Raw genomic sequence first — 26,637 nt, 5'->3', positions numbered from 1 at the left:
TCATTGGCGTGGGGCCGGGATCTGGTCCAGCAGTTGCTTGAGCACCTGGTCGACCTCCAATCCGTCGATGTCCAACTCGGGCGCGATACGCACCCGGTGGCGCAGCACTGCGAGGGCGCACCCCTTGATGTCATCCGGGGTGACGAACTCCGCACCGCGCAGCAGTGCCCGTGCGCGGGCGCCGCGGACCAGTGCAATCGAAGCCCGAGGGCCGGCACCGATGGCGAGGCCCGGCCAACTGCGGGTGGCTCGCGCCAGGCGCACGGCATAGTCGAGAACTTGTTCATCCAGGGCCAATTCACTGGCGATCTGCTGTAACAGCAGCACATCGTCGGCCACCAGGACCCTGCGCAATGGCTGCACATCCAGCATGTCGGCGCGGGACGAGCGCGTTACTTCGCGCACCATGTCCAGCTCCTGCTGCGCATCCGGATAATCCATGCGGACCTTCAGCATGAAACGGTCCAGCTCAGCTTCCGGCAACGGATAGGTGCCTTCCTGTTCGATGGGATTCTGGGTCGCCAGCACCATGAACGGCTGGCTGATGGGCAGCGCTTCGCCTTCGAGGGTAACTTGGCGCTCCTGCATGGCTTCGAGCAGGGCTGCCTGGGTCTTGGCCGGGGCGCGGTTGATTTCGTCGGCGAGCAGCAGGTGGGTGAACACCGGTCCCTTGCGCAGCTTGAATTGTTCGGTGCGCTGGTCGTACACGGCGTGCCCGGTAACATCGCTGGGCATCAGGTCGGGGGTGAACTGGATGCGTGCGAACTCGCCGTCAAAACAACGCGCCAGGGCACGTACCAGCAGGGTTTTACCCAGTCCCGGCACACCTTCGAGCAACACATGGCCGCCGGCAATCAGCGCGGTCAGCACATCATCGATCACCTGGTCCTGGCCAATCACTGCCTTGCGCAGCTCGACGCGCAAAGCCTGGGCTAGCTGGCTGGCACGGTGCAAGGCTTCGCGGTTCACGGCAGTGGCGCTTGGAAAATCGCTCATAGGGCATTCCTGAGAGTTTGCAGGCACGCCACCTGTCGGCTGAAATCGGCACTGGAAAGCCGTTTCGCCGCAGGTGGGCCAAGGGCCTGGCTGATGACGTGAGAGGGTTGGCGCGTCAGGTGCTCAAGCACCCGCCACTGTTCTGCGTTGTCGAGGTGTTCAAAGCCAGGGTGGCGGCGCCGGGCGGCGCGCAGGATATCGCGCTGCAAAGCCTGCAACAGGGTGCCCTGGCCGCTGCGGCGCAGCAGGAAGTCGGCACTGGCTTTCAAGTGCTCCTGCAACTGTCGGCGCGCCTTGGGAGCGGGTGCCTGGATCGGGCCTTGGCGCATGCCGGCGTGCCAGAGTCCTAATGCGATCAGGGCAATGAGGGCTACCAACGCTTGGGGGAAATACCCTATCAGCAGGGTGAACAAGTTGTCGAAGTCGCTGTTGAACAGCAGGGTGACGGCCGTGCCCTGATTCAGGTACCACAGCAGCCAGGCATTGTCGTGCTCGCCGATTGCTGGAGTTTTCCACAGGTCGCTGTCGGTGATCACCGTGACGCGGCCTTGCCCGAGGTCAAGTTGCATCAGGTGGCTTGAGTCGGCGCTATTGGCTGAAAATTGTGCCAGGTGCCTGGGGTCGATCAGGTTGAAGTGGGTGTCGAAACTGAAATAGGCCGGGGCGGTTTCATTGTCGACATAGAGCTTGGTCAGGTCCGGCGCTTTCTTTTTGCGGGCCGGGGCCGGTTCTTCAGGGTCGTCACTCAAGGCCTGGTGGATGGACAGGCGATCAAGCAGCAGGTCGCCGCTTTTGCCGGCCTCTTCATCCCAGAGTGCCTGTGCCACCAGCAACAGATGACCGCCGGACTTCGCCCACGCCAGCAGTTGTTCGACCTGGCGTGGCGACATCGTGCTTCGGTCGCCCAGTAACAACAGGCTGTTGCCCTTGGCGGGGAGGGTAGCCAGCCGCTCCAGGCTATTGGCATGTTCCACGGCCAGGCCCTGCTGGCGCAGGAAGTGTTCGGCTGCCAGATAGGGGTTGGCCGTGGCCTCGGGTGAAGGGCCGCGATCCACCACGACCTCGTAGGGCGTCGCTTTGCTCCACGCGTAAAAACCGCCAGCCCCCAGCAGGCAGGCCAGCAGTAACGCCACCCACACTAATGGCCGGTTCATGGGCGGCCCTCCGGACTGAATAGCGTACGCCAATCACTGCAGAGTTTTTGCTGGGCCGAGGTGGGCGGAAGGAGATGACCGTAGGCGAGGTTTTGCCAGTGCCGGGTCAATTCATCGCTGAAGGCCAGTAGCTGCGGTTGCTGCAACTGATGAACACGCTCCAGCACCTGGCCCTCGGTGTCTGCGCTTTTCAGCGGCAGGTTGAAGTCATGCAGTAACCGGCTGAGCAGGCCGCGATACAGAAGGCCCAGAGCGTCCCTCGGTCGCGTCGCCCACAGTTGCTCGGCGGTGCTGGCAATATCCTCGGGCAAGGTCTCAGCGCCCAGTGCCAGGCCGAACAACTGTGTCGGTACGGGCTTGGCCACGTTGGTTTTGCCTGGCCCGCGCCGGCGGGCAAACGTGCGTAGCCAGTCACGGTATCGCCATGCCAGCAGGGCCAGGCCACCGATCAAAAGTCCCCATAAAAGCACTTCCAGGCCTTGGGCGATGTGCTTGAAGGTGTCGCTGTTGAGGTTATCCAGGAATGCCTGCAGCCAGGCCGGAAGCTTGCCATCGCCGTGGGCCTTGTTTTTAACCACGGGTTTGTCTTCGCCAAAGTGGTAGCGGGTGACGGTTTCCGGGTTTTTGAACGGCGGCTTGTCGAGCAGCGACTGGATGGAATGACTCGCGCCTTGGGTGCTCAATGGTTTTGGCGCAGGGGATGTCTCGGCCATGACGGGCGGGCTGACAGGCAGCAGTATCAGCCCGGCGACCAGCACGAGCAGCATGGCCGCACTGCTCAGGCGCTGGCGAAGACGGCGGAACACCAGCTCCAGGTCCCAGGCTTCCAGCACTGTGCGGCGGTTGAGGTAGAGGCTGAATCCGCAGGCCACGTAGATGGGCTCCCAAAACACCAGGATCAAGGCGTAGAAGGCATTGCCCAGATGTGTCAGCCACAGCCCTTCCGAACTAGAGGCCAGTGCCAGGCGTTGCCAGTCCCACTGCATTTCGACGTCCTGGGGGATAAACAGGTAGAACAACGCCATGCAGCCGAACCACAGGCCGATTTCCAGATGCACCCCGACGATGGTCAGCCAGCGTGCGGCACCGGCGTTACGTTGCTGCAGTACACCCAGGCGTTTCTGGCGCGCCTGGCCATCCAGGCCTTCGAGTTGACTGACCGGCATGACGAAGCTGCGACTGAGGCTGAGCCGCCGCCAGGTCAGGCTGGCCAGCAGTTGGCCCTTGAGCAGCCGCGGCCATTGGCGAACGGCCTGCTTGAGGCTGGGCGTTTCACCAAACAGGGCCTTGGACAGGATATACAGCGGCAGGCGATCGAATGCGGGCTTGAACCACCAGAACAGGAATATGGCGGTAGACGGGTAGTTCCACAGCAGCGCGGTGAGCAGGGCGAACACAGGCAGGGTTATCAGCGCCCAACTGCTCATCAGTAGCTGGCGATGTTCGCGGGCCATCAATGCACCCAGGTCCATGGCTTCCCAGGCGGTGCGTGGGCGGATCACCACGCTGGCATCACTCAGGCGCATGATGGCTCCTTCCTCCAAGGCTCAGGTAAGCGATCACCAGCAGCCACAGGGCTGCGCCCACCAGGTACTTGACCCAAAGGGCTATCCCCGTGGTGGACGACCAGTAGGCCTCGATAAAGGCTGCGATCAGCAGGAACACCATGACCCCGCACATCATCTGCACGCTTTTATGGGCGGCGAGCCGCAAGGATTCGCCCCGGGTCAGGTACCCGGGGGCGATCAGTGCCCAGCCCAGTTGCAGCCCGGCAGCGCCGGCAAGGGCGATGGCGGTCAGTTCGAACGCACCATGACCGATGACGAAGGACCAGAAGGTCTGCCCGTAGCCGATTTCGGTCAGGTGTCCGGAGACTGCGCCGATGACCAGGCCGTTGAAAATCAGAAAGAACACGCTGCCCAGGCCGAACAGCAAGCCGGCCGCGAACGTCTGGAACGAGATGCCGATGTTATGCATCACGTAGTAGCCGAACATCATCCAGTCTTCACTGGACGCACGTTCGGCGGCGCGACCCAGTCGGCTGGCGTCGGGGTCGTACATGCTTTGCATCTCGGCCACCTGCTGGGGGGTGACGATGCTGTAGATCAGGTCGGGAAACAGCAAGACCAGCAGGGCAATGCCCGCCAGGCTACCGAAGAACAGCAGGCTGGCAGTTAGTACGAAACGCCATTGCTCCCGCACCAGCCGCGGAAAGTCGGCGAGTACGAAACTCAGGATATTGGCCGCCAACTGGCTGCGATGCCGGTACAGCTGCTGATGTCCGCGCAGTGCCAGTTGTTGCAGTGGGTCCACCAGATAGCTGCTATAGCCACGCTCCTGGGCCAATGCCAGGTGCTGGCACAGACGCCGGTATTGATGGGGGAAGTCCGCCACGTCACTGGATTTTGCCTGGCCTTGTTCCAACTGTTTCAGTTGTTCGGCAAAGGCTTGCCACTGGGGCTGGTGACGGCTTTCGAACAGGCTCTGCTTCATGCGGGCCCCAACAGGCCACGGGCCACGCCATTGAGTTGTTCGACGGCGCGGGCCGGGGATACCTGCAAAGGCGTGGCGAGGATCGCGGCCAATTCGTGAACGCGCTCGGCGGAGAGTTCTCCCTGGCGTTCCGCAAAGGCAAGGATGGCCCGTTGCTCGCTCAGTTCCAGGGCGAAGGGCAAGCGCAATGCCGGCGCTTGAGGCACCCGGGGGCGGGCAAGTGGCTGTTCGCGGTAGATCACCAGCGTGCCGGCGGCCAGGTCGCCGAGGCGCTTGAAGTGAGGGTGCTGCAGGCAACTGATTGCGCCGAGAAAATAGCCAAACGGCAGCATGTCGACAAACCGCAGCAGGTTGCGGATCAATGATGAGGACCAGCCGATCGGGGTGCCGTCGTCCTGGACGACGCGCAGGCCCATCACCTGTTTGCCCGGTGAGCAACCCTGGTTGAGCACCTCGAAGAGCACCATGTACCACCAACTGATCAGGAACAGCAGCAGTGAACCCAGGCCAATGCCGATGTTGCCCAGCAAGGCCAATGGCACCAGCAGGACGCCCATGACCACTCCTCGCAAGCCCAGGTCGAAGGCAAATGCCAGCGCACGCGGCACCAGGCCGGCAGGGCGCAGGGGCAGGTCGATGCCCTCCGGGGTCTCGATCTGGTAGCGGGTGTCCAGTGGGGTTGATGGCATCGCGATCCTTGGCAGTGCAGAGTGGCTCAGAGACAGGGATGCTAGCAGCGTCGACGATGGAAGCAACCACTCAAGGTTTTGCTGGATGTTTGTACAGTGCAATGCGTGCTGGCCTCGAAAGCGGTTCAGCGCCTAGACTTTGCCGATCTTCAGTACAGGAATAGCCCGTGACCTCCATTTTCTGGTACGACTATGAAACCACCGGCATCAACCCGCGCAATGACCGCCCCCTTCAGGTAGCCGGTATCCGTACGGACCTGGACCTCAACGAAATCGGCGCGCCGGTCAATCTTTATTGCCAACCCAGCGACGATATCCTGCCACATCCCGCCGCGTGCGCGATTACTGGCATTACCCCGGCAATTCTCGCGGAAAAAGGCCTGGCCGAGGCTGACTTCATGACTCGTGTACACGCCGAACTGGCCGCCCCAGGGACCTGCGGTGCCGGTTACAACACCTTGCGGTTTGACGATGAAATGACGCGCTACAGCCTGTATCGCAATTTTTTCGACCCTTATGCGCGCGAGTGGCAGGGCGGTAACAGCCGCTGGGATTTGATCGACGTAGTTCGCACCGCTTACGCCCTGCGCCCCGAAGGTATCGAGTGGCCACAACAGGACGGGCGCGTCACGCTCAAGTTGGAGCGCCTGACGGCTGCCAACGGCATCGATCATGGCCAGGCGCACGACGCGTTGTCCGACGTGCGCGCCACGATTGCGCTGGCGCGGCTGGTGCGTGAAAAACAACCGAAGCTCTACGAATGGTTGTTCCAGTTGCGCAGTAAACAGCGGGTGATGGACCAGGTGCGCCTGTTACAACCCATGGTCCATATCTCCGGGCGCTTTTCCGCCGAGCGTCATTACCTGGGCGTTGTACTGCCGCTGGCCTGGCACCCGCGCAATCGCAATGCGTTGATCGTCTGCGACCTTGGGCTCGACCCCCAAGGGCTGCTGGACCTTGATGCCCAGGCCTTGCGCCAGCGCCTCTACACCCGGCGTGACGAGCTTGCCGAGGGCGAATTGCCGGTGCCGCTCAAGTTGGTGCATATCAATCGTTGCCCGGTGGTCGCCCCCCTGAATGTGCTGAGGGCTGAAGATCGAGAACGCCTGCACTTGGATATGACTGTTTATCAGGAACGGGCGCTGCGGCTAACTGACGCACAGGAACTTTGGCGCGATAAGTTGGCGCTCATTTATGCCGAGGAAGATTTTGCCCCGAGTGCCGACCCTGAACAGCAGCTTTATGACGGTTTTATCGGCGATCGTGATCGACGTTTATGTGAACAAGTCCGGGCAGCCGAGCCTGCGCAATTAGCACGCCAGCAGTGGCCTTTTGATGATCAGCGTTTGCCTGAATTATTATTTCGCTACCGTGCACGTAACTTCCCCGAGACCTTGAATAGCGAGGAGCAACAACGTTGGAAACTTTTTTGTCAGCAGCGTTTGTCCGACCCTGAATGCGGGGCCCCGAATACCCTCGAAGCATTTAAGCAGGCCCGGCAGGAGTTGGCTGTAAGTGCTACACCGTTTCAGTGTGAGGTGCTGGAGCAGTGGCAGCAATATGCCGATGATTTGGCCGCCCGGGTAAATGTGTAGTCCGTTTCATGGAGAACCTGCAGACAATAAAAAACGCCAGCAAGCTGGCGTTTTTAATGTGTCGCGGATCAGGCGCAAGCCTGGCGAAGCTTAGCCCAGCAGGGTAGCCCAGCCTTCAACCACGTCACCGCCCCACTTGGCTTTCCACTCTTTCAGGGTTTTGTGGTTGCCACCTTTGGTTTCAATCACTTCGCCGTTGTGCGGGTTTTTGTATTGTTTGACTTTGCGAGCACGCTTGGTACCGGTAGTTTTCACGGCGCCACGCGGTGCTTTAACTTTCGACTCTGGATCCAGCAGTGCGATGATGTCACGCAAGGATTTGGAGTATTCGCCCATCAGGGTGCGCAATTTGCCTTCGAATTCCAGCTCGGTTTGCAGTTTGTCGTCTTGGGACAGGTTCTTCAAACGGGCTTGCAGCTCTTTGATAGCTTCTTCGGTGGCACGGTATTCGTTGATCAGAGACATGTGGACTACCTTATGTAGAGCGCTGATTGACAGGGACAGTGACCTAATAATAGTCAGGCGGTTTGCCCAAGTAAACATTTAAGCGTGCATTTATGTGAATTGCGTTGAATGTTTTTAACAAACCTACGCAATCGAGTTAATTACTAGGTCGTAGACCTTAAGGTAATCGCCTGACAAACCGTGGAAGAATCCAAGGTGACGCAGTAGATTCATATTAAGGTGGTAAAACCTTAGGCGATTAAGGGGCAAGGGCCAGGCCGGCGATCAGAATAAGCGTTAACGAATACTGCAGTTTTCCTGCGCAATCGCTAGAATGGCGGCCTTTGCGAAGTTCTGGAGTTTTCCCCTAATGCGCACTTTTCGGCTGGTGATTGCTTGCCCGGACCGGGTCGGCATCGTTGCCAAAGTCAGTAACTTTCTGGCTTCCCACAATGGCTGGATTACCGAGGCGAGCCATCACTCGGATAATCTCAGCGGTTGGTTCTTCATGCGTCACGAAATCCGTGCCGACACGCTGCCGTTTGGTCTCGAGGCTTTTCGCGAGGCCTTTGCGCCGATCGCCGAAGAGTTTTCGATGACCTGGCGCATCACCGACACCGAGCAGAAAAAACGCGTGGTGCTGATGGCCAGTCGTGAGTCCCATTGCCTGGCGGACTTGCTGCACCGCTGGCACAGCGACGAGTTGGACTGTGATATTGCCTGCGTTATTTCCAACCATGACGACCTGCGCAGCATGGTCGAATGGCATGGCATCCCGTACTACCACGTGCCGGTCAACCCGCAGGACAAGGAGCCGGCGTTCGCCGAAGTGTCTCGCCTGGTCAAACAGCACGAGGCCGATGTCGTGGTCCTGGCGCGCTACATGCAAATCCTGCCGCCTGAACTGTGCAGCGAATACGCTGGCAAGGTGATCAACATTCACCACAGTTTCCTGCCATCGTTCGTCGGTGCCAAGCCGTACCATCAGGCTTCCCTGCGTGGGGTCAAGCTGATCGGCGCAACCTGCCACTACGTCACCGAAGAGCTGGACGCCGGCCCGATCATCGAGCAGGACGTGGTGCGTGTCAGCCACAGCGACAGCATTGAAGACATGGTGCGCTTCGGCCGCGATGTCGAGAAGATGGTGCTGGCCCGAGGGCTGCGCTACCACCTGGAAGACCGCGTGCTGGTGCACGGCAACAAGACCGTCGTGTTCTGATTGACGCGTTGTGATTGAAGAATGAGGGGCCTGGGCGTTAAATCGTCCCAGGCCCTTTTTCTTTGCCTGCCGTTGAGGATTTTGACCATGAGCGATCCACTCGATAAAGCCACCTCCAAGGCGCCTGCTACCGTGGGCGAAGGCTGTCTGAGTCGCTATGACCCGGACGCGCTGGATGCGGAGGACGGTACAGACTTTCCTGGGGCCGCCCAGTTGTGGGAGCAGTTGCAGACCCCGGACGCGCCGCCTGGGCCCGCTGAAAAAGACGCTTGAGCAAAGGCTTGCCAACCATCAGTAGAAATACCGGCCCGCCGGCCAGCAGATAAAAGTAATACGTTACGGCCCGCCAGATCAGGATTGCCGCCGCTGCGGTGGATTTGCCGACCATGGGCGCCAGTAACGCCGCGGAGGTCAATTCCGCAGCCCCCGCCCCGCCAGGCAGCAGGCTGAATTGCCCGGCCGTCAATGAAAGCATCTGGATCAGAAAGCTCCAGGCCCATTGCACATCCCCGCCTAATCCGCGTAACGCCAGATAGAGCACGCTGTAGCGCAGGGTCCAGTGCGCGCTCGTGAGAAAAAATACGCTTATCAACGTAGACCACGGCAATTTCAGCGTGTCGGTGAATGCCGCCAGGAAGCGCAACAGCCTGCGCGCCCAGCGTCGACGAACCTTTGGGCGCACCCGTATTTGCTTGAGGACCGCGCCCGTCAGGCGGATGGCCTGGCGGTGAAAGCGCACCAGCAATACGCCACAGAACAGCCCACCCACCATCGATACAGCGCTGAGCTCCAGCAGCCATTCCAGTCGCGGGTTCAGGGTGTGGAAAAGGGCATACAGCGCAATGCCCGTCAGTGCGCATAAAAAGAACAGCAAATCGCTCAACTGGTCCATGGCAAACACCGCGCTGCCATGGGCTGGTCGTATGCCGTTGCGCGCGAGCAACGCCATCAAGGTCAGTGGGCCGCCACTGCCACCGGGGGTGGCGCACATGGCGAACTCGGTCGACATCACGACACCGAGGCTTTTCACACGGCTCAGTTGGCCGATGTGCTCACCCAGCAGCAGGCGCAGGCGCAGGCTGTTGATCACCCAGCACACTACGATCATGGCGAACATGGCCAGTAACAGTTGCCAGGGGAATTGCACCAGGCGCGCCAGGGTTTCACCGCCGCCCAGCCACGCCGGAATGATCAGGGCGACGATCAGCGCCAGCAACAGCCAGAGCAAGCGGCTCATGGTTGGGAAGCCAGCCAGGCCACTTTGGTCATAGGCGTGCGACCCGCGTCCAGCAGGCGTTGCAGCGTTTCGAGCCAATAGCGGCGGGAAAAGTCGTGGCGCATGTCCACCGGATGCAGGCCCAGGCGAATCACCGGGGCGTTTTGCCAGCGTTGCTCGCGGCGGTCGCTGAGGATTTTGGACACGCCCCGGCGCCAGCTGCTGCGCGCACTCCACACCAGGCCGGGAGCCGCCACCGGGGTGAAATCCGGCAGCCGATACAGGTGTTGCGGATCACTGGTGTAGCTCAGGGGTAATTGGCGCAAGGCTTCACGGGTGCCTGGGCTCATCAACCAGGCCGGGGCGACGAAGCCGTGGAGGGGCCAGTGGTTTTCGCGAAATACCTCGATACCTTTATGCAGACGTTCCAGTGCTTGGGCTTCTGACAGCTGGTAAAACTCACCTTCGTGGGTATAGATGCGTCGCATGAACCAGTCTTTTGGCGTGCGCGGCGACGGTTGGTCGTCGCTATGGGAGTAGCCATGCAGCGCCAGTTCATCGCCCCTGGCGACGCGGCTGTCGAGCAGTCGCCGAAACTCGCCTTCGGCGGGCAAGGCATCCTGATGATGAAAGTCCGGCACCACCAGCCAAGTGATAGGCACCGCGCCCAGCGCGTCCACCGCTTCGACGAAGGGGCGGTAGTCGACCCAGTTGTGCGGCGCCACGTCGTGCAATACCAGCAAGACCGAACGCTCAGCCATGGCAAAGCATCGGCTTGTGGGTACCGAGTACCGCGCAGTAATGGCCGAGCAGGCTGTCGACCACCGTATCCCACGCGTAATGGTGTTCTACATGCCGCCGGGCCTGCGCACCCAGGCGTTGGCTGTCGACGCTGAACAGTTCGCGCACCGCGTCGGCCATCGCCTTGGGATTGTTCGGCGTGCACAGCAGGCCACAGCGCTCGTCGACAATTTCATTGAAGGCCCCGGCGGCCACGGCGATTACCGGGATACCGCAGGCCATCGCTTCGAGGATGACCAGGCCAAAGGTTTCCTGATCGCCGCCATGCAGCAGCGCATCGGCGCTGGCCATCAAACGCGCGACATGTGCGGCCGGGCGGAAGCCGTCGATCACCGTAACGTTGTCCGGCACGCTCGCGGGCATGCCAGACCCGACCAATAGCAGGTGGTAGCCATCGCCCAGGCGCTTCATGCAGTTGAGCAGCACCGGCAGGTTTTTCTCCTTCGAACCGCGCCCGGCGAAGATCAGCAGGCGCGTGTCTTCACTGATCCCCAGTTCGGCGCGCAAGCCGGGATCGCGGACCTCGGGTGTGAAGGTTTGCAGGTCCACGCCCAACGGCTGAACGAAGACGTTCTTCACGCCAAGCCCGGTGAGTTTGTCGGCCATCACCTGGCTGGGAGCCAGTACCCGGTCAAAATTCCCATAGAGTTTGCTGACATAGGCTTCAACGTTCGGGGTAAACCACGGCCCCATACGGTTGCTGACCAGCAACGGCAGATCGGAGTGATAAAAGCCGATGACCGGTACATCCAGCTGGCGTCGAGCATCCAGTGCGGCCCACGCGGTGAGATAGGGATCGCCGACTTCGATCAGATCGGGCTGTAAATCGTGCAGGACGTTTCGCCATGGCGCCAGGCGCAGCGGGAATCGATAGCCTTTGCCGAAGGGCAGGGCGGGGGCCGGTACCTGGTACACCCCATCCTGTTCGCTTAAGTGGGCGCCGGGGATCAACAGGCTGTGCCGAATGCCGGGCTTGAGCGTCAAGCGTCGGTGCTTGGCGTCCAGATAAGTCCGCACGCCGCCGCTGGCTGGGGCGTAGAACATGGTTATGTCAGCGATATGCACGATGAACATCCCTCCGATCCATTGCTCTCCTTAACGTGGACCTGAGGTAAGGATAGATGTTCGATCGGGATGAGTGTGTCGTCGCAGACAACGACCACGCAGGAGCGGGCAAGCCCGCTCCTGCAGGGGTTGGAGGATTTCTGTCAGATCCGGAAGCTGCCAACCAGTTGTTTCAGCCTGGCCGCCTGCTGTTCGAGGTCGGCACAGGCGCGCAGGGTCGAGTGCAGGTTTTCCACACCCTCCTGGTTAAGCGTGTTGATCTCGGTAATGTCGATATTGATCGACTCCACCACCGAGGTCTGTTCCTCGGTCGCAGTGGCCACCGACTGGTTCATGCCATCAATCTCGCCGATGCGCTGCGTCACGCTGTTCAAGCGCTCACCGGCCAGGTTGGCGATGTCCACGCTGTCATTACTGTGGCGCTGGCTTTGGCTCATGGTGCTGACCGAGTCGCGGGCCCCGACTTGAAGCTCCTCGATCATTTTTTGCACTTGCTGTGCCGATTCCTGGGTGCGATGCGCCAGGTTGCGCACTTCATCGGCCACCACCGCAAAACCACGGCCAGCCTCGCCTGCGCGGGCGGCTTCGATGGCCGCGTTGAGGGCCAGCAGGTTGGTTTGCTGGGAAATGCTGGTGATGACCTCGAGAATCTGGCCGATATTCACGGTCTTGCTGTTGAGCGCTTCGATGTTGCCGCTGGAGGCGCTGATCATCGCCGACAGCTCAGTCATCGCCTTGATATTGCGCTCCACCACCTGTTGGCCGTCCTCGGCCAGGTGCCTGGCGTCGCTGGCCTGGCTGGAGGCCTGTGCGGCATTGCGCGCGATTTCCTGGGCGGCGGCCCCGAGTTCATTGATGGCGGCGGCCACACTGTTGGTGCGGTTGGCCTGTTCATCGGAGTTGACCATCGAGGAGTTGGACGCGCTGACCACCCGCAATGCCACTTCATTGACCTGTTCGGTGGCCGAGGACACTTCGCGGATTGATGTGTGAATCCGCTCCACGAAGCGGTTGAACGCGTTACCCAGGGTGCCGAACTCGTCGTTGTTCTGGATCGCCAGGCGGCGGGTCAAGTCACCTTCGCCGTCGGCAATGTCCTGCATGGCGCGGGTCATCACGTGCAGCGGTTGCAGGAGTACGCGGATCAGCATGCCCAGCAGGGCGATGATGATCACCACCGCAATGATCGTCGCGATCACCGCCGAAGTGCGGAATTCGCTGAGCATGGCGAAGGATTTGTCTTTATCCACCGAAATACCCAGGTACCAGTTCACCGAGGGCAGGCCCTTGATCGGGATGAAGGTCACGATGTTGTCTTTGCCGTTGGCCTCGACTTCGCTGAAATCGCTGCTGATTTTCGGCGTGTTTTTTGGGTACACATCGGCCAGGGTTTTCATCACCAGGTCTTTGTTCGGGTGCACCAGCACCTTGCCGTCGGCACTCACCAGGAACGCATAGCCTGTGCCGCCGAAGTTCAGCGCGCCAATGTTATCCACCAGGGTCTGCAGGCTCAGGTCGCCGCCGACCACGCCGATGCTCTGGCTGCCCCGGTTACTTGGGGTGGCCACGGAAATGATCAACTTGCCGGTGGCGGCATCGATGTAGGGCTCGGTCAAGGTCGAGCCGTTGCTGCTCTGCGCACCTTTGTACCAAGGCCGCACGCGCGGATCGAAGCCGTCCGGCATCTTGGTGTCGGGGCGGATGGTGAACGCACCCTTGCTGTCGCCGACGTACGTTGCCATGAAGGCGCTTGTCAGTGCTTTCTGCTCCAGCAGGCTGGCGACCACAGATGGTTCGGGGTTGGTGGCGATGTTCTGTGCGGCGTTTTCCACCAGGGCGATGCGCCCGTTCAGCCAGGTCTGGATGTTGCTGGCAGTGACATTTCCCATCTCATGCAGGTAATTGTTGAGATTGTCGCGAATGGCGTTGCGCTGCAGGTAGTCGTTGTAGAGGGTAAACACCGCGAACGCGGCGATGACGATAAGGGAGGCTGCAAGCAGGATTTTGTGGCTGAAACGCAGATTTTTATTCATGGCTTGTAGGGTCCGCTAAGGTCTTAATATCCGAAGCGCGTCCTTATGGGAGGCGCAAAATGGCAGCGTCAAAAAAGGTGTGATACTTCTTGCGGTAGCGCTAAGGGTCCCTGTAGGAACTATCTGACCTATTTTTGGACTTTGTGGGTCTCACACTTGCCTGTATCGACCTGGCGACACTAAAGATTAACCATGGGTGACGAAATGCCTGACTCCTCGCAACTCCTCATTGGCGCAGACCTGTCTGGCCAGCCGATTGCCCAAGCCATGCGCCTGGCCAACCGCCACGGGCTGATCGCCGGCGCTACCGGCACGGGCAAGACCGTCACGTTGCAACGCCTGGCTGAGGCTTTCAGTGACGCGGGCGTGGCGGTGTTTGCCGCGGATATCAAAGGCGACCTGTGTGGCCTGGGTGCGGCGGCGAACCCCCAGGGCAAGGTGGCTGAGCGGATCGCCGGGATGCCGTTCCTCCATTACACGGCCAAGGCCTATCCGGTGACGTTGTGGGATATCCACGGGCAGTCCGGTCATCCGTTGCGTACGACCATCAGCGAAATGGGCCCGTTGCTGCTCGGCAGTTTGCTGGAGCTCACCGACAGCCAGCAGTCGGCGCTTTACGCGGCCTTTAAAGTGGCAGACCGCGAAGGCTTGTTGTTGCTGGACCTCAAGGACCTCAAGGCACTGCTCAACCACCTGCGTTATCACCCGGAACTGCTCGGCGAAGACGCGGCATTGATGACCACCGGTTCCAGCCAGGCCCTGTTGCGGCGCCTGGCGGTGCTGGAGCAGCAGGGCGCGGAGGCGTTGTTCGGCGAACCGGCGCTGCAGCTTGAAGATATCCTGCAGCCCACGGGCGACGGGCGCGGGCGCATTCATCTGCTGGATGCCAGCCGCCTGGTGCATGAGGCGCCGAAGGTGTACGCGACGTTCCTGTTGTGGCTGCTGGCGGAACTGTTCGAGCAACTGCCCGAACGCGGTGATGCGGACAAACCGCTGCTGGCGCTGTTTTTCGATGAGGCGCATTTACTCTTCGCCGATACGCCCAAGGCCTTGCAGGACCGCCTGGAGCAGGTCGTGCGACTGATTCGTTCCAAAGGCGTTGGCGTGTATTTTGTCACCCAGTCGCCGGGCGACCTGCCGGACAGCGTGCTGGCCCAGCTCGGCCTGCGCATCCAGCATGGCTTACGGGCGTTCACCACCAAAGAGCAGAAATCCCTGCGCGCCGTCGCGGAGGGTTTCCGGCCAAACCCGGCATTCGATGCCTTGGCGGCGTTGACGGAGTTGGGCACCGGTGAGGCCTTGGTGGGCACCTTGCAGGAAAAGGGCACGCCGGAAGTCGTCCAACGTGTGCTGGTCGCGCCGCCGCAATCGCGGATCGGACCACTGAGCGAGGCCGAGCGCGCCGCGCTGGTCGCCAGTTCACCGCTGCTGGGGCGCTACGACAAGCCGATCGACCGGGAGTCTGCCTACGAAGTGTTGATGGCGCGCAAGGAGCTGGGGCCGACCGAAGAGGCCAAGCCCGCCGCCGAGGAGCCGAGCTTTACCGACAAGGCCGGCGCGTTCCTGGGGACCACGGCAGGCAAGGCGCTGAAATCGGCCATGCAGCAAGCCGCCAATCAGATGGGGCGGCAGCTGGTACGTGGGTTGTTGGGCTCGCTGCTGGGCGGCAGCAAGCGCAAGTAACGGCTCAGGCCTTGGGCTTGGCGTGGGCGGCCAGGCGCTCAAGCGCTGCGCGCAGGCCCGGGTCGCTGATGCCGTCGGCCGTTGCCTGAATGGTTTCGGCGGCATTGGCCGACAAATCCATGGTATGCCCCACCGCGCCTTGCTGGACGGTGGGCGGTTGCACCTTGAACTGGATGCGCATCAGGCTGGCGAACTCATCAAACGCCATCAATTGGCGCTGCAGGCGTTTTTGCTGATAGCGCAAACGGGTCGCCCAATGGCCGTCGGTGACGATTAAAAGCAAATTGCCTTCGCGCCAGGACGCCACATGACAATGTTCACGTGCGGCTGGTTGCAGTTGGCTTTCGAGCAGGCGTTGCAAATGGCCCAAGCGTTGCGCGTGGCCAAAGATGGCTTTCAACGGCTTGGCTTCGCGAAGCAACACGCCGGGAGCGCGGGCTGTAAGAGGGCGAAATGCCATGATTAGACACCTTAAGTAACAGAGCCGTCATCTTAGCAGAAAGCGTCTGCACGCCCCCAGGCAATGCATCGCCGGGGCCGTGCCCGGCAAATCAATAGGTAACTTCTGCATCCGATGGGTTGAAGTTCCGCCAAAAGCCCTTATTTTAAACAAGCCCTCTCACAGCCCCATGCCAGCATCGGGGAACAACGCCACTTTCCTCACCCACGAATCCGGGTAGAATGCGCGTTCGCATGCGGCCGTGAGGGCTGCTCGGGCCACTGACGGTGCGCCCTCCATCCCTATGTGTGGAAGAACCTGCCGATATGTTTGCGCCTTTGTTAAAGAAACTTTTTGGAAGCAAGAATGAGCGCGAAGTCAAACGCATGCTCAAGACGGTGCAGCTGGTCAATGCCTTCGAAGAGCAGATGGTTGCCCTTTCGGACGAGCAATTGCGCGCCAAGACCGAAGAGTTCAAGGCCCGCATAGCCAAAGGTGAAACCCTCGACAAGCTGCTTCCCGAAGCCTTTGCGGTTGCCCGTGAAGCCGGTAAGCGTGTCATGGGCATGCGCCACTTCGACGTCCAGTTGATCGGCGGCATGACCTTGCATGAAGGCATGATTGCCGAAATGCGTACCGGTGAAGGCAAGACCCTGGTGGCAACCCTGGGCGTTTACCTCAACGCACTGTCCGGCAAGGGCGTGCACGTTGTGACGGTGAACGACTACCTGGCTCGCCGGGACGCCAACTGGATGCGCCCGCTGTATGAATTCCTCGGCCTGACCGTCGGCGTGGTAACGCCGTTCCAGCCGCCGGAAGAGAAGCGCGCCGCCTACGCTGCCGACATCACCTACGGTACCAACAACGAATTCGGTTTCGACTACCTGCGCGACAACATGGCGTTCAGCATGGAAGAAAAATTCCAGCGCGAACTCAACTTTGCCGTGATCGACGAAGTCGACTCCATCCTCATCGACGAAGCCCGTACCCCACTGATCATCTCCGGCCAGGCCGAAGACAGCTCGCGCCTGTACACCGAGATCAACAAGTTGATCCCGCGCCTGGAGCAGCACATCGAGGAAGTGGAAGGCGTGGTGACCAAAGAAGGTCACTTCAGCATCGACGAGAAGACCCGCCAGGTCGAACTCAACGAAGCCGGTCACCAGTTCGTCGAAGAGATGCTGACCCAGATCGGTGAGCTGGCCGAGGGTGAAAGCCTGTACTCGGCACACAACCTGGGCCTGTTGACCCACGTTTATGCCGGCCTGCGCGCCCACAAGCTGTTCCATCGCAACGTCGAGTACATCGTCCAGGACGGCCAGGTTGTGCTGGTCGACGAACACACCGGTCGTACCATGCCGGGTCGTCGCCTGTCCGAGGGCCTGCACCAGGCCATCGAAGCGAAGGAAAACCTCAACATCCAGGCCGAAAGCCAGACGTTGGCGTCCACCACCTTCCAGAACTACTTCCGTCTGTACAACAAACTGTCCGGCATGACCGGTACAGCTGACACCGAAGCGTTCGAGTTCCACCAGATCTACAACCTGGCCGTCATGGTCATTCCGCCGAACAAGCCTCTGGCGCGTAAAGACTTCAACGACCTGGTGTTCCTGACTGCCGAAGAGAAGTACGCGGCAATCATCAACGACATCAAGGACGGCATGGCCCAGGGCCGTCCGATCCTGGTGGGTACCGCCACCATCGAGACTTCCGAGCACGTGTCCAACCTGCTCAACAAGGAAGGCATCGAGCACAAGGTCCTCAACGCCAAGTTCCACGAAAAAGAAGCCGAGATCATCGCCCAGGCCGGTCGCCCAGGCGCACTGACCATCGCCACCAACATGGCCGGTCGTGGTACCGACATTCTGTTGGGCGGCAACTGGGAAGTGGAAGTGGCCTCGCTGGACAACCCGACCCCTGAGCAAATCGCCCAGATCAAGGCTGACTGGCAGAAACGTCACCAGGCCGTACTGGAATCCGGTGGCTTGCAGGTGATCGCGTCCGAACGTCACGAATCCCGTCGTATCGACAACCAGCTGCGTGGTCGTGCCGGCCGTCAGGGTGACGCCGGTTCCAGCCGCTTCTACCTGTCCCTGGAAGACAGCCTGATGCGTATCTTCGCCTCGGACCGGGTGAAGAACTTCATGAAGGCCCTGGGCATGCAGTCCGGTGAAGCGATCGAGCACCGCATGGTGACCAACGCCATCGAGAAGGCCCAGCGCAAGGTTGAAGGCCGCAACTTCGACATTCGCAAGCAGCTGCTCGAGTTCGATGACGTCAACAACGAACAGCGTAAAGTGATCTATCACATGCGTAACACGTTGCTGGCCGCCGACAACATTGGCGAGACCATTGCCGATTTCCGCCAGGACGTGCTCAACGCCACCGTCAGCGCACACATCCCGCCACAATCGCTGCCTGAGCAGTGGGATGTCGCCGGCCTGGAAGCAGCGTTGAAGAGCGACTTCGGTGTCGACTTGCCGGTCCAGCAGTGGCTCGACGAAGACGATCACCTGTATGAAGAAACCCTGCGCGAAAAACTGATGGCCGAATTGCTGGCCGCGTACAACGAGAAAGAAGAGCAGGCGAGTGCCGAAGCACTGCGCACCTTCGAGAAGCAAATCGTTCTGCGCGTGCTGGACGACCTGTGGAAAGACCACCTGTCGACCATGGATCACCTGCGTCACGGTATCCACCTGCGTGGCTACGCCCAGAAGAACCCGAAGCAGGAGTACAAGCGCGAGTCGTTCACGCTGTTCTCCGAGCTGCTGGATTCGATCAAGCGCGATTCGATTCGCGTGCTGTCCCACGTTCAGGTGCGTCGCGAAGACCCGATCGAGGAAGAAGCTCGCCTGCGTCAGGAAGCCGAGGCACTGGCGGCGCGCATGCAGTTCCAGCACGACGAAGCGCCGGGCCTGGAAGCCCCTGAGGTATTGGGCGAAGAGGTCGATGTGGCCCTGGCTCAAACCCCGGTGCGCAACGAGCAGAAGCTGGGCCGCAATGAGCTGTGCTGGTGCGGTTCGGGCAAGAAGTTCAAACACTGCCACGGCGAAATCAACTAAGATTTTTGCCTGACGCTGCAACACCTCGCGCCGCGACCGGCTTTTGCCGTCGCGGCGTTTTGCCATTAATTTCACCGTCGATCGCGACGGCACAGACATCACCTATTTTTAAGGAGCGCATTCATGGCTGTTGGTCTTGGTCCTTTGCCCACATTGCACCCGGTTGCCGGTTTTGAGCTTGGTATCGCTTCGGCCGGCATCAAGCGCCCAGGGCGCAAGGATGTAGTGGTGATGCGCTGTGCCGAAGGCTCGACTGTCGCGGGTGTATTCACCCTCAACGCCTTTTGCGCTGCACCGGTGATCCTGGCCAAGCAACGCGTTGCCGGCCCGATCCGTTATCTGCTCACCAACACCGGGAATGCCAACGCCGGTACCGGCGAGCCGGGCCTGGTGGCCGCTGCACGTACCTGCGCCAAGCTGGCTCAGTTGACCGGCGTGGATGCCAGCCAGGTGCTGCCGTACTCCACCGGTGTGATCGGCGAGCCGCTGCCGGTGGAAAAAATCGAAGGCGCCCTGCAAGCCGCGCTGGACGACCTGTCTGTGGATAACTGGGCCGCAGCGGCGACCGGCATCATGACCACCGACACCCTGCCAAAAGGCGCCAGTCGCCAGTTCGTGCACGATGGCGTGACCGTCACCGTGACCGGCATCAGCAAGGGTGCAGGCATGATCCGCCCGAACATGGCCACCATGCTCGGCTACATCGCCACCGACGCCAAAGTCTCCCGCGACGTGCTGCAGCGCCTGATGCTGGACGGCGCCAACAAGTCGTTCAACCGCATCACCATCGATGGCGATACCTCGACCAACGACTGCTGCATGCTGATTGCCACCGGCCAGGCCAACCTGCCGGAAATCACCTCTACCGAAGGCCCGCTGTTCGCTGCCCTGAAGCAGGCCGTGTTCGAAGTGTGCATGGACGTGGCCCAGGCCATCGTGCGCGACGGTGAGGGTGCGACCAAGTTCGTGACAGTTGAAGTCAACGGCGGTGGCAACCACCAGGAATGCCTGGATGTCGGCTACACCGTGGCCCACTCGCCGCTGATCAAGACTGCGCTGTTCGCTTCCGACCCGAACTGGGGCCGGATCCTCGCCGCCGTCGGCCGTGCCGGCGTGCCGGACCTGGACGTGAGCAAGATCGACGTGTTCCTCGGCGACGTGTGCATTGCCAGCCGTGGTGCCCGCGCCGAAACCTACACCGAAGCCCAGGGCTCGGCGGTGATGCAGCAGGAAGAAATCACTATCCGTATCGAGTTGGGGCGCGGCGCGTGCAGCGAAACCATCTGGACCACTGACCTGTCCCACGAGTACGTGAAGATCAATGCGGAATACCGCACCTGATAGCAAAGAGGAAAGCGCGGTGAAACGAGTGCATGTAGCAGCAGCGGTGATCCGCGGTGTCGATGGCAGGATCCTGCTCGCGCGCCGTGCCGATACCCAGCATCAGGGCGGCCTCTGGGAGTTTCCCGGGGGCAAGGTGGAGGCCGATGAGTCGGTCGCCACCGCGTTGTCGCGCGAATTGCAGGAAGAGCTGGGTATCCAGGTCACCGCGGCGCGGCCGCTGATCAAGGTGCAGCATGACTACCCGGACAAGCAGGTGTTGCTGGATGTCTGGGATGTCTCGGCGTTTACCGGCGAGCCTCATGGTGCCGAAGGGCAGCCGCTGGAGTGGGTGGCCCCGCGGGATTTGCTCAACTATGAGTTTCCCGCAGCGAACGCGCCCATCGTGACTGCTGCGCGCTTGCCGGCCGACTACCTGATCACCCCGGGCGAGCTGGAAACCCCGACGTTGCTGCGCGGTATCCAGAAAGCCATCGCTGGCGGCATCAAGCTGATTCAATTGCGTGCACCCAACGGCTACGACCCTAAATACCGTGATCTGGCGGTGGATGCGGTGGGCCTGTGTGCGGGCAAGGCGCAACTGATGCTCAAGGGGCCATTTGAATGGCTGGGGGATTTCCCAGCAGCCGGTTGGCACATGACTTCGGCGCAGCTGCGCAAGTACGCCAGTAAGGGGCGGCCACTGCCGAAGGATCGCTGGTTGGCAGCCTCGTGCCACAATGCCGAAGAGTTGGCGCTGGCAGAAATAATGGACGTGGATTTTGTCACGCTGTCGCCCGTGCAGCCGACGCAGACGCATCCTGATGCCCAGCCTTTGGGTTGGGAGCAGGCGGCAGAGTTGATCCGTGGGTTCAGCAAGCCGGTGTTTCTGCTGGGCGGGGTAGGGCCTGCGGAGCGGGAACAGGCTTGGGAAGCCGGGGCTCAGGGTGTGGCTGGAATTCGGGCGTTCTGGCCGCAGGCTTGATGCTGTTCTGACGGGCCTCTTCGCGAGCAAGCCCGCTCCCACATTCGATCGGATTCCAACGCTGGAGTGCATTCGAATGTGGGAGCGGGCTTGCATGCGACGGGGCCCAATCAGGCGCTAGATAATCATCAGTGTGGCTTCGCCGCAGCCTGCCACAGAATCTCGGCTACCCCCTGGCGCTTGGCGATTATCCTGGCTGCCACAAACAGCAAATCCGACAGCCGATTGATATACGCCAACCCCACCCCCTCCAGCGGCTCCATCGCATTCAGATGCTGACACCGCCGCTCCGCGCTGCGCGCCAGGCTACGGCACACGTGGGCCTGAGCGATCAACGCCGAGCCACCGGGCAAGATAAAGTTTTCCAGCGGCCCGACTTCCTCGTTCCAGCGATCGATCGCTGCTTCCAGCCGATCCACCTCTGCTGCATTCAGCGCCTTGTACACCGGCATGGCCAGTTCACCGCCCAGGTCAAACAGGCGATGTTGGCACGGGCTCAGCACCTCGATCACCTCCTTGAGCGCCGGGTGCTGGCCGCTTTGCTCTTCCAGGCTGGCGAGGAGCAAACCCAACTGGCTGTTGAGCGTATCGACTTCGCCAATCGCCTCCACGCGCGGGTGGTCCTTGGGCACGCGGCGGCCATCGCCGAGGCCGGTCTCGCCCTTGTCGCCAGTGCGGGTGTAGATCTTCGACAGGCGAAAGCCCATGGTCAGTGCTCCAGTTCGGTTAGTTCGTAAGGTGGCAGTTGGCTGCCGGCCAAAGGCAGGCGCAGGGTGAAACAGGTGCCTTGGCCGAGGGTGGAGTGCACTTCCATCTGGCCCTTGTGGTTGTTGGTGATGATGAAATATGACACTGACAGCCCAAGCCCGGTGCCCTGGCCGATTTCCTTGGTGGTGAAGAACGGCTCGAAGGTCCGTTTGCGCACGTTTTCGCTCATGCCGATGCCGTTGTCTTCGACCTGGATCTCCGCCCACGGCGGGTTGAGGCGCGTGCGCAGGATGATGCGCCCCGGCTCGCTGTCGTCTTCGCGCAGGTGAATGGCCTGGGCGGCGTTCTTCAGCAGGTTGAGCAGCACTTGTTCCAGCTCGTTGGCCGTGCCGGGTACCGGGCCCAGTTGCGGGTCGAACTGGCGGATGATGGCCTGGCCCTTGAAGTCGAAACCGATGGTCAGGTCGAAGTCGTTGCCGGCAATTTCCACCGCCTGGTCGATCAGCGCCGGTAGATCGCAAGGCGCCATTTGTCGGTTGCTGCGGCGGCTGAAGCTGAGCATGTGGGTGACGATCTTCGCCGCCCGCGCCCCGGCTTGCTGGATGCCGTCGAGCAGTTGTGGCACTTCGCGACTTTGCAGGTAGCGATTGACCCTCTCCAGCTCGATGCCCACCTGTTCCGCATGCTCCAGGTTCTTGGGGAGATCGGATGACAGCCGGCGGCGAATGTTCTGCACGTTGTGCAGGATTGCCCCCAGCGGATTGTTGATTTCGTGGGCCATGCCGGCAGCCAGGCCACCCACGGAAAGCATCTTCTCCGACTGCACCATCATTTCTTCCAGGGACAGGCGCTGGGTGATGTCGTCGATACGGATCACCACGCCGCGCCCGGCACCGCCGGTCAGCGGGTAAAAGGTCAGGGCGTAGTGCTTGGGCTCGTCGTCCTTGATCCAGGTGACGCGTTCGATGCGCTCCACCGTGTGTTGTTCGACCGTGGCCTTGATCTGCGGCAGGTACGGCTTGAGCGGTTGGAAGGCCAGGTAGATCGGCTGGTTCAAGGCTTCATCCAGGCGCGTGCCGGAGAGCGCGCTGGCTTCCTGGTTCCACTGCGTGACGTAGAGCTGCTCGTCCAGGGCGATCAGCGCCGACGGCATCGAGTCGATGATGCTGTTCAGATAATTCTGAAAGCCGGTGAGCTTTTTCTCGATCTTGCTGCGAACCTGGACTTCCAGTTCGAGCTTGCGGTTGGTGTGGCGCGTCTCTTCGGCCAGGCCCTGTGCCTGATCGTAGGCGGCCTGGGAGTCGTCGCGCGCGCGCTTGAGCTGTTGCTCGCGGGCTTCGATGCGCGACAGCATGGTGTTGAAGGCTTCGGCGAGGCTGCCGATTTCATCGTGGTTGCCGCGCCCGGCGCGCAGGGCGTAGTTCTCTTCGCGGGTGACCTGGCGTGAAAGTTCTTCCAGTTCATGGATCGGCCGGGTGATCAGGCGTTTGATTTGCCGGGCGATGACCAGCCACAGCAGCACACTGAAAATCAGGATGCCCAGGCTGGCCGTCAGCGTGCCGGTGTAGAAGGCCACCGGCAGTTCGCTGCTGGCCACCAGCAGCAGATGCCCTGATGGCTGGCCTGCGCGGGGCAGGGTGATGATCTGGTTACTGCGAAATTCAGTGACCCGCCAGGCCTCGATATGCCGGTAGTTGTCCGGCAGGTGCAGGCGGTCGCCGTGTTGCATCTGCGCCAGGCGGTTGCCCTCGCCGTCGTACAGCGCTGCGGCGCGCAACGGCGAATAGCTGGTCAGCTCATTCAGCAGCGCGTCGGCTTTAGCGGGGGATTCGAGGGCTTCGGCGGCGAGGGCCGGGTTGGACACCAGCCGGCCGATGGCCTGCAGGGCCTGGGGCGCCATGCTTTCCTGCGAGATCCAATAGGCGGCGCTGATAAAGGTCAGGTTGGCCACCAGCAATACGGTGGTCAGCAACACCAGCAAGGCGGCGAGCAGTTTCTGCCCGACCGGTAGGTTTTCTAGACGCTGGCGCAGCGGCATCAGGGTTTTCCCAGGTGATAGACAGGCGGGCAGGGTAGCGCGTGGCTCAGTCGCGGGGCAATCCGCGTGCAAGCAACTGGTCGACCAGGCGTACCTGCAGTTGTTGCACATGGGGCAGGTTCAACTGGTGACGTGTTGCCGCCTGGCAAGCATAGCCCAACAAAAAGCTGATTTCGGTACGGCGCCCGTTGGCCACATCCTGGTACATGGAGGAGTAATTCGCGGCGGTGGCCTGGATCACGCGCTCGACTTCGTGCTGCAGGTCGAGCGCGGCAGCCGGTTGGCCGCAGCATTCGAGCAGTTCGCCGAGTTCGGCGCACAAGGTTGCGACTTCACATTGATGGCTCTGCAGTTCGCCGTTGCGGCACTGGTACAGCACGGTCAGCGGGTTGATCGCGCAATTGAGCGCCAGTTTGCGCCACAGGCGCGTAAGAATGTCGGTGCTCCATTCGTGGGGGATGCCGGCAGCGTGCAGGTCATCCAGCCACAGCGGCGGGGTCGGCCGGCTCACGTCGCCCAGCCAGGTGTAGCCATGGCCGGCGAACACCACGCGCCAGTCGTCATCGCGGAACGCACCCTCGGTGCTGGAGGCAAAGATGCAGCGCGCCTGGGGCAGTTGCGCGGCCACCGCGTCCTGGCTGCCGAGGCCGTTCTGCAACAGGATCAGCTCAGCGTCGGGTGCCAGTCGGTGCTGCAGCTGTGCGACGGCGCTCTGGGCGTCGTAGGCCTTGCACGCCACCAGCAGACGATGAATCGGCTCCGGACTGTGGGGCGTTTCTGCGCTGACCGGGTAGGTATGTGCTACGCCGTGTTCCACCAGGGTCAGCCCATTGCTCGACTGATAGCTCGCCAGGCGTGCTTCATCACGCAGGATCAACCGCACGGGCACGCCGGCGCGCGCCAGTCGGGTGGCCCAGAGTGTGCCCAGGCTGCCGGCGCCGAGAATATGCCAGGTGGTCGACATCAGTTTTTGCTCCGTAGGATCGCTCACAGTGAACGGGACGAAAGAACCGCTATAATGCCCCGGCATTTTAGCTCGGGCGCGCTCCATCTCTACTGAGCCCGCCCCTTATATTGGAGATATGACATGCCTTCGTTCGACGTGGTATCCGAACTGGACAAACACGAAGTCACCAACGCCGTCGAGAACGCCGTCAAGGAACTGGACCGTCGCTATGACTTGAAAGGCAAGGGCAGCTTCGAATTCAAGGAAAAGGAACTGACCGTCAACCTGACCGCTGAAGCCGATTTCCAGCTGGAAGCGATGATCGAGATCCTCAAGCTGGCCCTGGTCAAGCGCAAGATCGACGTGCAGTGCCTTGAAGTCAAGGACGCCTACGCCTCCGGCAAGCTGATGAAGCAGGAAGCCGTGCTCAAGGAAGGCATCGACAAGGAGCTGGCGAAGAAGATCGTTGCGCATATCAAGGATGCCAAGCTCAAAGTCCAGGCCGCCATCCAGGGCGAGCAGGTACGCGTTACCGGCAAGAAGCGTGATGACTTGCAAGAGGCAATTGCTGCCTTGCGTGCGAAAACCTTCGATATGCCGCTGCAGTTCAATAACTTCCGCGACTGATGGCCCCTTGGGGAACCTGCGGGGGTTTTTGACGTCCCACGCCCCAGAACCTGCGCCTACTCTTGAGCCCTCCGGGGCTCAATTGCATTTTGGGCACTTACTACGCCGAACATCCGGTAACCAGGAGAATATAGATGGATTTGAATGCTGAACTGGATCACTTGATCAAGACCTCGCAGTCTTGGATCCCGATGATTATGGAATACGGCAGCCGCGTGTTGCTGGCCGTGATCACCCTGGCCATCGGCTGGTGGCTGATCAACCGCCTGACCCACCGAGTGGGGCGCTTGCTGGCCATCCGTAACGCCGACCTGGCCTTGCAGCACTTCATCACCAGCCTGGCGAACATTGCGCTGAAGGTGATGCTGATTGTCAGCGTGGCTTCGATGATCGGCGTAGCGACCACCTCGTTCGTCGCCGCGATTGGTGCCGCTACCCTGGCCATCGGCCTGGCATTGCAAGGCAGCCTGGCGAACTTTGCCGGCGGCGTGCTGATCCTGTTGTTCCGCCCGTTCCGCATTGGTGACTGGATCGAAGCCCAAGGGACCTCGGGTACCGTCGACAGCATCCAGATCTTCCACACGGTGCTGCGGACCGGCGACAACAAGACGGTGATCGTCCCGAACGGCATCCTGTCCAACGGCATCATCACCAACACCAACCGTCAGCCAACCCGCAAGGTGGTGTTCGACGTGGGTGTGGACTATGACGCGGACCTGCAGAAAGCCCGTGAAGTGTTGCTGGAGCTGGCAAAAGATCCACGCGTACTGGCGGATCCGGCGGCGGCGGCCGTGGTGTCGACCCTGGGTGACAGCTCGATCACCGTGTCCCTGCGTTGCTGGACCAAGACCGCGGATTATTGGGACGTGGTGTTTATGCTTAATGAAATGGCACGCGATCGTTTGAAGGCGGCGAATATTGATATTCCGTTTCCACAGCGGGTTATTCGCGTGATGCAGGAAACGGCGTCTAAGTAAGCACAAACAACAGCGTCGAACTTGGCGGATAGGTCAGGTTCGATGCAGAAACTGCAATCTCGTTAGTTAGCTTGCTAGTTATTTTTCCGGTGAAACAAAACTGCAATAAAAAAGCCGCTCCCCTGCAAACAGGGGAGCGGCTTTTTA

At 61.0% G+C, this 26,637-nt stretch carries 22 protein-coding genes and 1 pseudogene; 8 read left to right on the top strand and 15 right to left on the bottom strand.

What is annotated here, in order from left to right; all coding sequences use genetic code 11:
- The 5 genes from JFU04_RS23680 to JFU04_RS23660 are packed head-to-tail and all read right to left on the bottom strand — an operon-like array spanning position 1 to position 5,332.
- Complete coding sequence (locus JFU04_RS23680; protein WP_065908789.1) at positions 1 to 996, bottom strand: AAA family ATPase; 996 nt, start codon at positions 994 to 996, stop codon at positions 1 to 3.
- Positions 993 to 2,150, bottom strand: coding sequence for a DUF4350 domain-containing protein (locus JFU04_RS23675; RefSeq protein WP_201145805.1), 1,158 nt, complete (start codon positions 2,148 to 2,150; stop codon positions 993 to 995). Before JFU04_RS23675 ends, JFU04_RS23680 begins: the two co-directional genes overlap by 4 nt.
- Positions 2,147 to 3,676: a DUF4129 domain-containing protein gene (locus tag JFU04_RS23670; protein WP_201145804.1), complete on the bottom strand. Its 1,530-nt coding sequence runs from the start codon at positions 3,674 to 3,676 to the stop codon at positions 2,147 to 2,149. The genes JFU04_RS23675 and JFU04_RS23670 overlap by 4 nt, the downstream gene beginning before the upstream one ends.
- Positions 3,663 to 4,643: a stage II sporulation protein M gene (locus tag JFU04_RS23665; RefSeq protein ID WP_201145803.1), complete on the bottom strand. Its 981-nt coding sequence runs from the start codon at positions 4,641 to 4,643 to the stop codon at positions 3,663 to 3,665. The genes JFU04_RS23670 and JFU04_RS23665 overlap by 14 nt, the downstream gene beginning before the upstream one ends.
- Positions 4,640 to 5,332: an RDD family protein gene (locus JFU04_RS23660; RefSeq protein ID WP_201145802.1), complete on the bottom strand. Its 693-nt coding sequence runs from the start codon at positions 5,330 to 5,332 to the stop codon at positions 4,640 to 4,642. The genes JFU04_RS23665 and JFU04_RS23660 overlap by 4 nt, the downstream gene beginning before the upstream one ends.
- A 167-nt stretch (positions 5,333 to 5,499) precedes the next feature.
- On the opposite strand from JFU04_RS23660, the gene sbcB reads away from it, so the two are divergent.
- Positions 5,500 to 6,927 carry an exodeoxyribonuclease I gene (gene sbcB / locus JFU04_RS23655; protein ID WP_201145801.1) on the top strand — a complete coding sequence of 476 codons (1,428 nt, stop codon included), beginning with the start codon at positions 5,500 to 5,502 and terminating at the stop codon, positions 6,925 to 6,927.
- Between the two features lie 90 nt (positions 6,928 to 7,017).
- Here the strand turns inward: sbcB and mvaT are convergent, their stop codons facing one another.
- On the bottom strand, positions 7,018 to 7,392 hold the full coding sequence (gene mvaT, locus JFU04_RS23650; protein ID WP_005790963.1) for a histone-like nucleoid-structuring protein MvaT: 375 nt from the start codon (positions 7,390 to 7,392) through the stop codon (positions 7,018 to 7,020).
- 349 nt (positions 7,393 to 7,741) lie between these two features.
- On the opposite strand from mvaT, the gene purU reads away from it, so the two are divergent.
- Positions 7,742 to 8,590, top strand: a complete 849-nt coding sequence (gene purU / locus JFU04_RS23645; protein ID WP_106802733.1) for a formyltetrahydrofolate deformylase — start codon at positions 7,742 to 7,744, stop codon at positions 8,588 to 8,590.
- A gap of 127 nt (positions 8,591 to 8,717) precedes the next feature.
- On the opposite strand, the gene JFU04_RS23640 is transcribed toward purU, so the two are convergent.
- From JFU04_RS23640 to JFU04_RS30735, 5 genes and pseudogenes are all read right to left on the bottom strand, one after another.
- Complete coding sequence (locus tag JFU04_RS23640) at positions 8,718 to 9,827, bottom strand: lysylphosphatidylglycerol synthase transmembrane domain-containing protein (protein ID WP_201145800.1); 1,110 nt, start codon at positions 9,825 to 9,827, stop codon at positions 8,718 to 8,720.
- Complete coding sequence (locus JFU04_RS23635) at positions 9,824 to 10,567, bottom strand: DUF2334 domain-containing protein (RefSeq protein ID WP_201145799.1); 744 nt, start codon at positions 10,565 to 10,567, stop codon at positions 9,824 to 9,826. The genes JFU04_RS23640 and JFU04_RS23635 overlap by 4 nt, the downstream gene beginning before the upstream one ends.
- The gene (locus tag JFU04_RS23630; RefSeq protein ID WP_065908800.1) at positions 10,560 to 11,681 is read right to left on the bottom strand and encodes a glycosyltransferase family 4 protein; all 1,122 of its coding nucleotides are present in this window, start codon (positions 11,679 to 11,681) and stop codon (positions 10,560 to 10,562) included. The genes JFU04_RS23635 and JFU04_RS23630 overlap by 8 nt, the downstream gene beginning before the upstream one ends.
- A gap of 134 nt (positions 11,682 to 11,815) precedes the next feature.
- A complete protein-coding gene (locus JFU04_RS30740) occupies positions 11,816 to 12,580 on the bottom strand; it encodes a methyl-accepting chemotaxis protein (protein WP_446739702.1) in 765 nt (254 codons plus the stop codon).
- A 93-nt stretch (positions 12,581 to 12,673) separates the two neighbouring features.
- Positions 12,674 to 13,705 (bottom strand): annotated as a pseudogene (locus JFU04_RS30735) (HAMP domain-containing protein); the annotation flags it as partial.
- A 204-nt stretch (positions 13,706 to 13,909) separates the two neighbouring features.
- On the opposite strand from JFU04_RS30735, the gene JFU04_RS23620 reads away from it, so the two are divergent.
- Complete coding sequence (locus tag JFU04_RS23620; protein ID WP_201146441.1) at positions 13,910 to 15,388, top strand: helicase HerA-like domain-containing protein; 1,479 nt, start codon at positions 13,910 to 13,912, stop codon at positions 15,386 to 15,388.
- A gap of 4 nt (positions 15,389 to 15,392) precedes the next feature.
- Here the strand turns inward: JFU04_RS23620 and JFU04_RS23615 are convergent, their stop codons facing one another.
- Positions 15,393 to 15,848 (bottom strand): DUF721 domain-containing protein, encoded by a 456-nt coding sequence (locus JFU04_RS23615; RefSeq protein ID WP_065908804.1) that lies wholly within the window; start codon positions 15,846 to 15,848, stop codon positions 15,393 to 15,395.
- 305 nt (positions 15,849 to 16,153) lie between these two features.
- Here JFU04_RS23615 and secA point away from each other — a divergent pair, with 305 nt between their 5' ends.
- The 3 genes from secA (at position 16,154) to JFU04_RS23600 (ending at position 21,194) form a co-directional block, all read left to right on the top strand.
- Positions 16,154 to 18,889: a preprotein translocase subunit SecA gene (secA, locus tag JFU04_RS23610; protein WP_065908805.1), complete on the top strand. Its 2,736-nt coding sequence runs from the start codon at positions 16,154 to 16,156 to the stop codon at positions 18,887 to 18,889.
- Positions 18,890 to 19,012: 123 nt separating this feature from the next.
- Entirely contained in the window at positions 19,013 to 20,230 is a 1,218-nt protein-coding gene (argJ, locus tag JFU04_RS23605; RefSeq protein ID WP_106802738.1) for a bifunctional glutamate N-acetyltransferase/amino-acid acetyltransferase ArgJ, read from the top strand.
- A 19-nt stretch (positions 20,231 to 20,249) separates the two neighbouring features.
- Complete coding sequence (locus tag JFU04_RS23600) at positions 20,250 to 21,194, top strand: Nudix family hydrolase (RefSeq protein WP_201145797.1); 945 nt, start codon at positions 20,250 to 20,252, stop codon at positions 21,192 to 21,194.
- A 128-nt stretch (positions 21,195 to 21,322) separates the two neighbouring features.
- On the opposite strand, the gene JFU04_RS23595 is transcribed toward JFU04_RS23600, so the two are convergent.
- The 3 genes from JFU04_RS23595 to JFU04_RS23585 are packed head-to-tail and all read right to left on the bottom strand — an operon-like array spanning position 21,323 to position 24,904.
- Positions 21,323 to 21,901 (bottom strand): cob(I)yrinic acid a,c-diamide adenosyltransferase, encoded by a 579-nt coding sequence (locus JFU04_RS23595; RefSeq protein ID WP_065908812.1) that lies wholly within the window; start codon positions 21,899 to 21,901, stop codon positions 21,323 to 21,325.
- Positions 21,902 to 21,903: 2 nt separating this feature from the next.
- Positions 21,904 to 23,940, bottom strand: a complete 2,037-nt coding sequence (locus JFU04_RS23590) for a sensor histidine kinase (protein ID WP_065908815.1) — start codon at positions 23,938 to 23,940, stop codon at positions 21,904 to 21,906.
- 46 nt (positions 23,941 to 23,986) lie between these two features.
- A complete protein-coding gene (locus tag JFU04_RS23585) occupies positions 23,987 to 24,904 on the bottom strand; it encodes a putative 2-dehydropantoate 2-reductase (protein WP_201145796.1) in 918 nt (305 codons plus the stop codon).
- Positions 24,905 to 25,027: 123 nt separating this feature from the next.
- Between JFU04_RS23585 and JFU04_RS23580 the strand changes: the two genes are divergently transcribed.
- On the top strand, positions 25,028 to 25,513 hold the full coding sequence (locus tag JFU04_RS23580) for a YajQ family cyclic di-GMP-binding protein (RefSeq protein WP_003193880.1): 486 nt from the start codon (positions 25,028 to 25,030) through the stop codon (positions 25,511 to 25,513).
- A 134-nt stretch (positions 25,514 to 25,647) separates the two neighbouring features.
- Positions 25,648 to 26,490 carry a mechanosensitive ion channel family protein gene (locus JFU04_RS23575; RefSeq protein ID WP_106802743.1) on the top strand — a complete coding sequence of 281 codons (843 nt, stop codon included), beginning with the start codon at positions 25,648 to 25,650 and terminating at the stop codon, positions 26,488 to 26,490.
- Positions 26,491 to 26,637: the final 147 nt, after the last annotated feature.

It is taken from the genome of Pseudomonas sp. TH21 (assembly GCF_016651025.1).
Lineage (GTDB): Bacteria > Pseudomonadota > Gammaproteobacteria > Pseudomonadales > Pseudomonadaceae > Aquipseudomonas > Aquipseudomonas aylmerensis.
The sequence above is the reverse complement of the archived record's forward strand: the minus strand, read 5'-3'. Positions and strand labels throughout refer to the sequence as shown.